Annotated in this window: 7 protein-coding genes and 1 pseudogene; 3 read left to right on the top strand and 5 right to left on the bottom strand. The window is 70.6% G+C overall.

All coding sequences use genetic code 11. From position 1 onward, the window contains the following. The 3 genes and pseudogenes from ACFVX6_RS33570 to ACFVX6_RS33560 form a co-directional block, all read right to left on the bottom strand. Window positions 1-285 (bottom strand): annotated as a pseudogene (locus tag ACFVX6_RS33570) (slipin family protein); the annotation flags it as partial. Beyond that, the gene (locus tag ACFVX6_RS33565) at window positions 263-523 is read right to left on the bottom strand and encodes a hypothetical protein (RefSeq protein WP_389697925.1); all 261 of its coding nucleotides are present in this window, start codon (window positions 521-523) and stop codon (window positions 263-265) included. The gene ACFVX6_RS33565 and the pseudogene ACFVX6_RS33570, both read right to left, overlap by 23 nt. Window positions 524-682: 159 nt before the next feature. Then, window positions 683-1312 carry a CBS domain-containing protein gene (locus ACFVX6_RS33560; protein ID WP_389697923.1) on the bottom strand — a complete coding sequence of 210 codons (630 nt, stop codon included), beginning with the start codon at window positions 1310-1312 and terminating at the stop codon, window positions 683-685. Window positions 1313-1580: 268 nt separating this feature from the next. Here ACFVX6_RS33560 and ACFVX6_RS33555 point away from each other — a divergent pair, with 268 nt between their 5' ends. From ACFVX6_RS33555 to ACFVX6_RS33545, 3 genes are all read left to right on the top strand, one after another. Then, window positions 1581-2489: a universal stress protein gene (locus tag ACFVX6_RS33555; RefSeq protein WP_389697921.1), complete on the top strand. Its 909-nt coding sequence runs from the start codon at window positions 1581-1583 to the stop codon at window positions 2487-2489. Continuing rightward, window positions 2486-3349, top strand: coding sequence for a universal stress protein (locus tag ACFVX6_RS33550; protein WP_389697919.1), 864 nt, complete (start codon window positions 2486-2488; stop codon window positions 3347-3349). The genes ACFVX6_RS33555 and ACFVX6_RS33550 overlap by 4 nt, the downstream gene beginning before the upstream one ends. Before the next feature lie 181 nt (window positions 3350-3530). Continuing rightward, a complete protein-coding gene (locus tag ACFVX6_RS33545) occupies window positions 3531-5246 on the top strand; it encodes a GAF domain-containing protein (protein ID WP_389697917.1) in 1716 nt (571 codons plus the stop codon). Between the two features lie 9 nt (window positions 5247-5255). Here ACFVX6_RS33545 and ACFVX6_RS33540 read toward each other — a convergent pair whose 3' ends face one another. Together ACFVX6_RS33540 and ACFVX6_RS33535 are read right to left on the bottom strand one after the other, a co-directional pair. Continuing rightward, on the bottom strand, window positions 5256-5945 hold the full coding sequence (locus tag ACFVX6_RS33540; RefSeq protein ID WP_389697915.1) for a response regulator: 690 nt from the start codon (window positions 5943-5945) through the stop codon (window positions 5256-5258). Between the two features lie 43 nt (window positions 5946-5988). Next, window positions 5989-6474: a Crp/Fnr family transcriptional regulator gene (locus ACFVX6_RS33535; RefSeq protein ID WP_389697913.1), complete on the bottom strand. Its 486-nt coding sequence runs from the start codon at window positions 6472-6474 to the stop codon at window positions 5989-5991. Window positions 6475-6596 lie beyond the last annotated feature (122 nt).

The following is a 6596-nucleotide window of genomic DNA, read 5'->3' as shown; positions in this document are numbered from 1 at the left end:
CTGATACACGGTCTTTGCGGCTCCGTTGGGCAGGGGTGGGGCGGGGATCTTCGCGGCGAGCTCCACCACGGGCGGTGCCTGGACCGGCGCGGCCGCGGCGGCGGAGGACTCGCGGGCGAGGAAGGCGCCGAGTTCGCCGATGGTGCTCATGAGCGGGGCGGGGAAGACCACGGTGGTGTTCTTGTCGACGCCGATTTCCACGAGGCTCTGCAGGTTGCGCAGTTGCAGGGCGAGGGGGTGGGCCATCATGGTGTCGGAGGCGTCACCGAGTGCGGCTGCGGCCATCGATTCGCCCTCCGCGTTGATGATCTTGGCCCTCTTCTCCCGTTCGGCCTCGGCCTGGCGGGCCATCGCGCGCTTCATGCTGTCGGGCAGCTGGTGCGCCCGGCGCACGGGTGCCGATGAGCCGACCGAAGCGGAACAGCACACCCTTCTCGTACTGCTTGACGATCTTCAGGGCCATCGTCAGCCCGATCAGGGCGACCACGGCCAGGGCGATCAGCGCGAAGATCAGGATTTCCATGAAGGTGCTCCTCACGAAGTGCGGTGGCGGAGCAAGGGGATGACCCGGATCCGTCTGCAGGACTCCGCACCGGTGCGACCGGGTGCGGCGAGCCTGCCTGGATCCATGCTCGCGCGGTACGGGTGCGGCGGGCAGGGGCCGAACGGTCCACACCCTGGGTCAGTGGGAAACGTCCTCGGTGCTGCGGTCCGGTAGACGGGTGCGGGTGCGGGTGTCGTTGGCGTGTGCCGTGAGCCGGTCGATGACCGCGACCACACCGTCCAACTGTCCGGCGAGCCGGAGCGCGACGGGAATCTGGCTGCTCTTGGGCAGTCGACCGTCCAAGGTGACGACCCCGTCCACGACACGCACGCCCACGGCATCGGCGCCGATGCCCATCGTGTCCGCGAGCACGTCCTCGACCAGCACACGGTGTATCTCGTGGTCCGGGCGCAGGAACACGCGCAGCAGGTCGCGTCGGGTCACGATGCCGACCAGACGGTCCTCGTCGTCGACGACCGGCAGCCGCGTCACGCCGCGACGGGTGATGAGGCGGGCGGCCTCGGTGACGGTCTGTTCGGCGTGGACCGTGACGGCTGGCGCGGTCATCAAGTCCTGAGCCGTGAGGGTGTCTTGGTTGAGCAGATCGGTCCGCGAAATGACCCCGAGGACGCGGTCGTCCGAGTCCACGACCGGCACGCCGCTGATGTCGTGTTCGACGAGCAGCGCAGCCACGTCCGTGGACGGAGTCCGCCCGATGACCGAGACGACCTCGTCGGTCATCAGGAAGCCGACCTTGGCGTGCTTCATCTGTGGCCCTCCTGTCGGCTTCGGCCAGTGAGCGCGCCTTGCGGAGCGCCCTCACCAGCCACCATCCGCCGAGTACGCCCGCGGTGCGAGGGCCGAACGGGTCCCGTGTCAGGACTGACCAGTCCCCGGCGCTGTGCGGTCGCTGAGGCGGTGCCCAGCGGGCAAGGGACCTTCGGTCCCTTGAATGCCCCCTGCGGCCCATTCCTCGCGCGGGCCCGGGTGGCAGTGTGAAGACACCCCCCGACGCTGTTCGACAGAGGAGGACGCCATGGGAGGCTCCACGTCACACCATCCGGACCTCGATTCGGTCATCGTCGGTGTCGACGGGTCGAGCACCGCGCTGACAGCGGCATTCTGGGCCGGCGCCGAGGCGTCCCGACGCAACAGCACCCTTCACATCTTCTACGCGGGCGACACCGCCGACCGGACCTTCTACCTCTCGGCTCAGATCGTCGAACGCGTCCACGCGGAGGGCCGAGACCTGTTGGAGGTCACGGCCGCTGCGATCTCGGAGCGGTTCCCGACCCTCCACGTCACCACGGAGTACAGCCGCCGGGACCCCGTCTTCGGCCTGCACCGGGTGGGGGCGAATTACGGCACCACCGTGGTCGGTCACCGCGGGCTGGGTGGCTTCGAGTCTCTGATGCTGGGGTCGGTCGGCCTGAGGATCGCGGCAGCCGCTACGACCCCCGTCATCGTGGTGCGCGGCGGCGAGGACCTTGCCGAGAGCGGCGTGGTGCTGGCCGCGGTCCGGGACGAGTACGACCTCGAATGCGCGCGACGTGCCGCCCGCGAAGCAGAGCTTCGCAAGGCAACACTGCGCCTGCTGACCGTGTGGAACACACTTCAGTACGCCGGAACCGCCGTCACCAAGCTCGACGACGTCGACGAATTCGTCGACCGCCACGTCCGCGGCCTGAAGTCCGTCGCCGACCGCGTACGCGAGGAGTTTCCCGCGTTGACGGTGAACACCGCCGCGGAAAAGAGCGTCTCGGTGGCTGCGGTCCTGGTCGAGGCGTCACGCCATGCGGACCTGCTCGTCATGGGAGGACGGCGATCGCCCGGGTACTTCGGACCCACCCTGGGCCGCACCACGCACAGTCTCCTGCACCACTCGCACTGCCCCGTGGAGCTCATTCCGCGGCACGATGAGGAGCAGGGGAGCGACGCGTCATGACGGACATCGCGGAAGGACGGGACATCGCGGTGGGGATCGATCCCGCCGGAGGGTGGCTCCTGCCCCTCGCCTGGGCAGCCGACGAGGCACACCGCCGCAACGTACGCCTCCGTCTCGTCCTGGCCGTGCCCTCGCCCCATGACACCGAGCACGTCGTCGACGACACCGCGCAGCACAATGCCGTACGACAGGCCGGCTCGGATGCTCTCGAAGAGGCCGCGGTCTGGGCACGTGAGCGCCACCCGGGGACGGAATTGGCAACCGTCCTGCGCGACGGCCACCCGGCACCGGTGCTCTGCGGGACGTCCCGACATGCGCGCATGGTCGTCCTCGGTTCGCGGCACCTGACCCGGCCCGAGGAGATCTTCAGCGGCTGCTCCGTCGTATTGCCCGTCACCGCACAGGCACACTGCCCGGTCGTGGTGGTGGGAGGCTCTGAGGGCCTCGCCAAGGCTCCGCCCCATCTCGTCGTCGGAGTCGACGGCAGCGAGGCGTCGAAGACGGCCGTGGCCATGGCCTTCCAGGAGGCCGGCCTCCGGGGCTGCGAGCTGCATGCGATTTCTGTGTGGCAGCCACCCGTCTTCTCCTTCCAGAACGAGACGGCGGCTGTGGGTGCCCAGCGCCGCATGCTGACCGAGACGGCCGCAGGCCGGGCGCAGGAGTACCCGGACGTCAAGCTCACCCACGAGGTGCTCACCGGACACCCGGTGGAATGCCTCGCCGAGGCCGCTGAGCACGCCCTGGCCCTGCTCGTGGGCCGACGGGGCAGGGGCGGCTACACGGGCATCCGGCTCGGATCGGTCGTCCACGGGCTGCTGCACCGTGCGCACTGCCCCGTGATCACCGTCCCGAGCGGGTGAACGGGCACTGCGCCTTTGGTGACGGTCGGGGGCCTGATCGGTTTCCCTGTGGGCCGGCCCCTCATACGCCTCGTACCCCTCCTGCCCGCCACTCAGGATTCCAGCCGTGACCGGCCGGGTGGCAGGGGACTACGCTGAAGGCCGGGCGGGTGCGCAGAGCCCCTCGCCGCCGGAGGTGTCCATGGTCGGGGACGATCGAGATGCGCCGGCGAGCCGGATCCCGCAGCCGAGACTTGACGCGCTCCAGGCGCAGATCACCGACGCGCGGGAGACTCGTGACCGGCTGAAGGGGCTCCTGGAAGCGGTCATGTCGCTGGGGCAGGAACTGGATCTGGCCCAAGTGCTGCGCGGGATCGTGGAGGCCGCGGTCGTCCTCGTGGACGCGGAGTACGGCGCGCTGGGCGTGGTGGGTGGCGACGAGAAGCTGGCCGAGTTCCTCCCGGTGGGCATCAGCGACCAGCTCCGGGCGCGGATCGGAGCCCTGCCCACCGGACACGGACTGCTGGGCGAGCTGATCAGGCACCCGCGGCCGCTGCGCCTGGGAGACCTCTCGGAGCATGCGGCCTCCGCCGGTTTCCCGGAGCACCACCCGCCGATGCGCTCCTTCCTCGGCGTTCCGATCCGGGTCCGGGACGAGGTGTTCGGCAACCTCTACCTGACGGAGAAGCGGGGCGGGAAGGGTTTCGACGCGGAGGACGAAGGGGTCCTGTCCACCCTCGCCGTCGCCGCGGGCGTCGCCGTGGACAACGCCCGCCTGTACGAGGAGGTCCGCCTCCGGGAGCGCTGGCTGGCGGCCGGCTCCGACTTCACGAGCGCCCTGCTGTCCGGCTCCTCCGAGATCGAGGTGCTGGAAGGCATGCTCGAGCGGGCCCGGGACATCATTTCCGCTGAAATGTGCGTCTTCTACCAGGCGGGGCCCGGCGGCGAGCTGCGCGGCTCGCTGGCGCTGGGGGAGGGGGCCGAAGCGCACCGTGGGATCGTGCTGCCCGGCGGCGAGGGGATCCTGGCTGCACTCGCCCTGGCACGGGACGGGCAGATCACCCTCGCCGATGTGGCCACCGATGCCAGGGTCGCGGCGCAGTCGGACACCTGGACGGGCTTCGGTCCGGCGGTGGCCGTCACGGTGGGCACCAGGGCGAAGCTGCGCGGGGTGCTGATGCTGGCGCGGCGTACCGGCCGACCGGCGTTCGCCGCGGCCGAGGTGGCACCCCTGCCCGGCTTCGCGGGGCAGGCGGCCCTGGCGCTTGAGCTGGCCGACCGGCGCAGGGACGGTGAGCAGGTGAGCCTGCTCGAAGACCGTGACCGGATCGCCCGTGACCTGCACGACCTGGCGATCCAGCGGCTCTTCGCGACGGGGATGACCCTCCAGAGCGCCCAGCGCTTCGTGGAGCATCCCGAGGCGTCCGAGAGGCTGAGCCGGTCGATCGACGACCTGGACGAGACGATCAAGATCATCCGTACGACCATCTTCGGACTCCGCGACCACGAGGCGGCGGGCAGCACCCCGAGACTCCGGGTCCGTGCGGTGCGGGCCGTGGGCGAGGCGGGGGCCGTGCTCGGGTTCGCACCCGCTCTGCGCATGGAGGGGCTGATCGACACGGATGTACCTGCCCCGGTCGCCGACGACGTGGTGGCCGTCCTCGGGGAGGCCCTGAGCAACGTGGCCCGGCACGCAAGGGCGGCGCGGGCGGACGTCGGGATCGTCCTGGCGGACGGCGTGCTGACCGTGACGGTGAGTGACGATGGCGTGGGTGTCGCAGAGGGTGGCCGTCGGAGTGGTCTGCGCAACCTCGCGGAGCGCGCCGAGGCCCGCCGGGGCGGACTGTCCGTCTCGCCGCGCCCGAACGGCGGCGGAACCCGTCTGGTCTGGCGGATCCCGATCGGACCTACCCGGTGAGTGCGAGCCTCAGCGGCCGGTTTCGTCGTGCTCGCGCACCTCGGCGGCGATGACGGCGGCCTGTACGCGGCGCTCGACGCCCAGCTTGGCGAGCAGCCGCGAGATGTGGTTCTTGACCGTCTTCTCGGAGAGGAAGAGCCGCTTGCCGATCTGACGGTTGGTGAGGCCTTCGCCGATGAGTTCCAGCACGGCGCGCTCACGCTCGGAGAGCACCGTCAACCGCTGGTCCTCCGGGGCCTTCGTGCTGCCCGGCTCCCGCAGCGAGCGCATCAGGCGGGCCGTGGTAGCCGGGTCGAGCATCGACTGGCCCGTTGCCACCGTGCGGATGGCGGCGACCAGGTCGGAGCCCTTGATCTGTTTCAGGACGTACCCGGCGGCGCCGGCCATGATGGCGTCGAGCAGGGCGTCCTCGTCGTCGAAGGACGTCAGCATGAGGCAGGCGAGGTCCGGCATGCGCGAGCGCAGCTCGCGGCAGACGGTGATGCCGTCGCTGTCGGGCAGCCGGACGTCGAGCACGGCCACGTCGGGCCGCAGGGCGGGCCCCCGGGCCAGGGCTTGGGCAGCCGTCGCGGCCTCGCCCACTACCTCGATGTCCGGCTCGGAGTCCAGCAGGTCGCGCAGTCCGCGACGGACGACCTCGTGGTCGTCGAGGAGGAACACCCGGATGGGCGCCGGGGCGGCAGTTGGTGCATCGGACATCCACGCCACACCCTCGGGTCGGATACGTCTGGGGACAATTCTCTCAGATGTGGCTTCCGCTGCCGTGGGGCGCGTACAGGTCGAGGAGCCGGACCCGGGCGGAGACGAGCCGGTGGGCGAGCACCTGCCCGACCCATTGCCACATTGCGGAGGTGAGCGCGGGGTCGGAGTCCATCAGGGCCCGTACGGCGGCGGCGTCGAACTCGTCGGTGCGCACCGGCGTCATGGCCTCGGCACCGAAGTGCCAGGTGTAGGGGCGGAACAGCCAGGACCAGCCGACGAGCTCGCCGGGACCGGCTGTCTCGACCACCGCGGCCTGCCTGCCGGGTACGTGCACGTCCATGCCGACGTTCCCCGACCGGATGACCCAGAAGTGACTGGTGTGCCCGCCCTGGTTGAACAGGCGGGCGCCGACGGGGAAGTCCACCTCGTGGGCGACGGCCAGCAGGCTGCTGCGGTGTTCCGGGGAGAAGGCATGGTCGAAGCGGTTGGGGGAGGAGGTGAGCCGGTGCTGGGAAGAGGTGCTCATGGAGGTTCTCCGTTCGGGTCCGCCTCCACTTTCCGCCGCAGGCGGCCGACCCGAGAAGGGCCGTTCGGTACCCTCCCGGACCCGAGCGGCCCCCGTGCTCTGCCCCGGAGCGGCCGCTCAGT

The organism is Streptomyces sp. NPDC058289 (assembly GCF_042880975.1).
GTDB lineage: Bacteria > Actinomycetota > Actinomycetes > Streptomycetales > Streptomycetaceae > Streptomyces > Streptomyces stoeckheimensis.
This window is presented reverse-complemented; position numbering and strand designations above follow the sequence as displayed.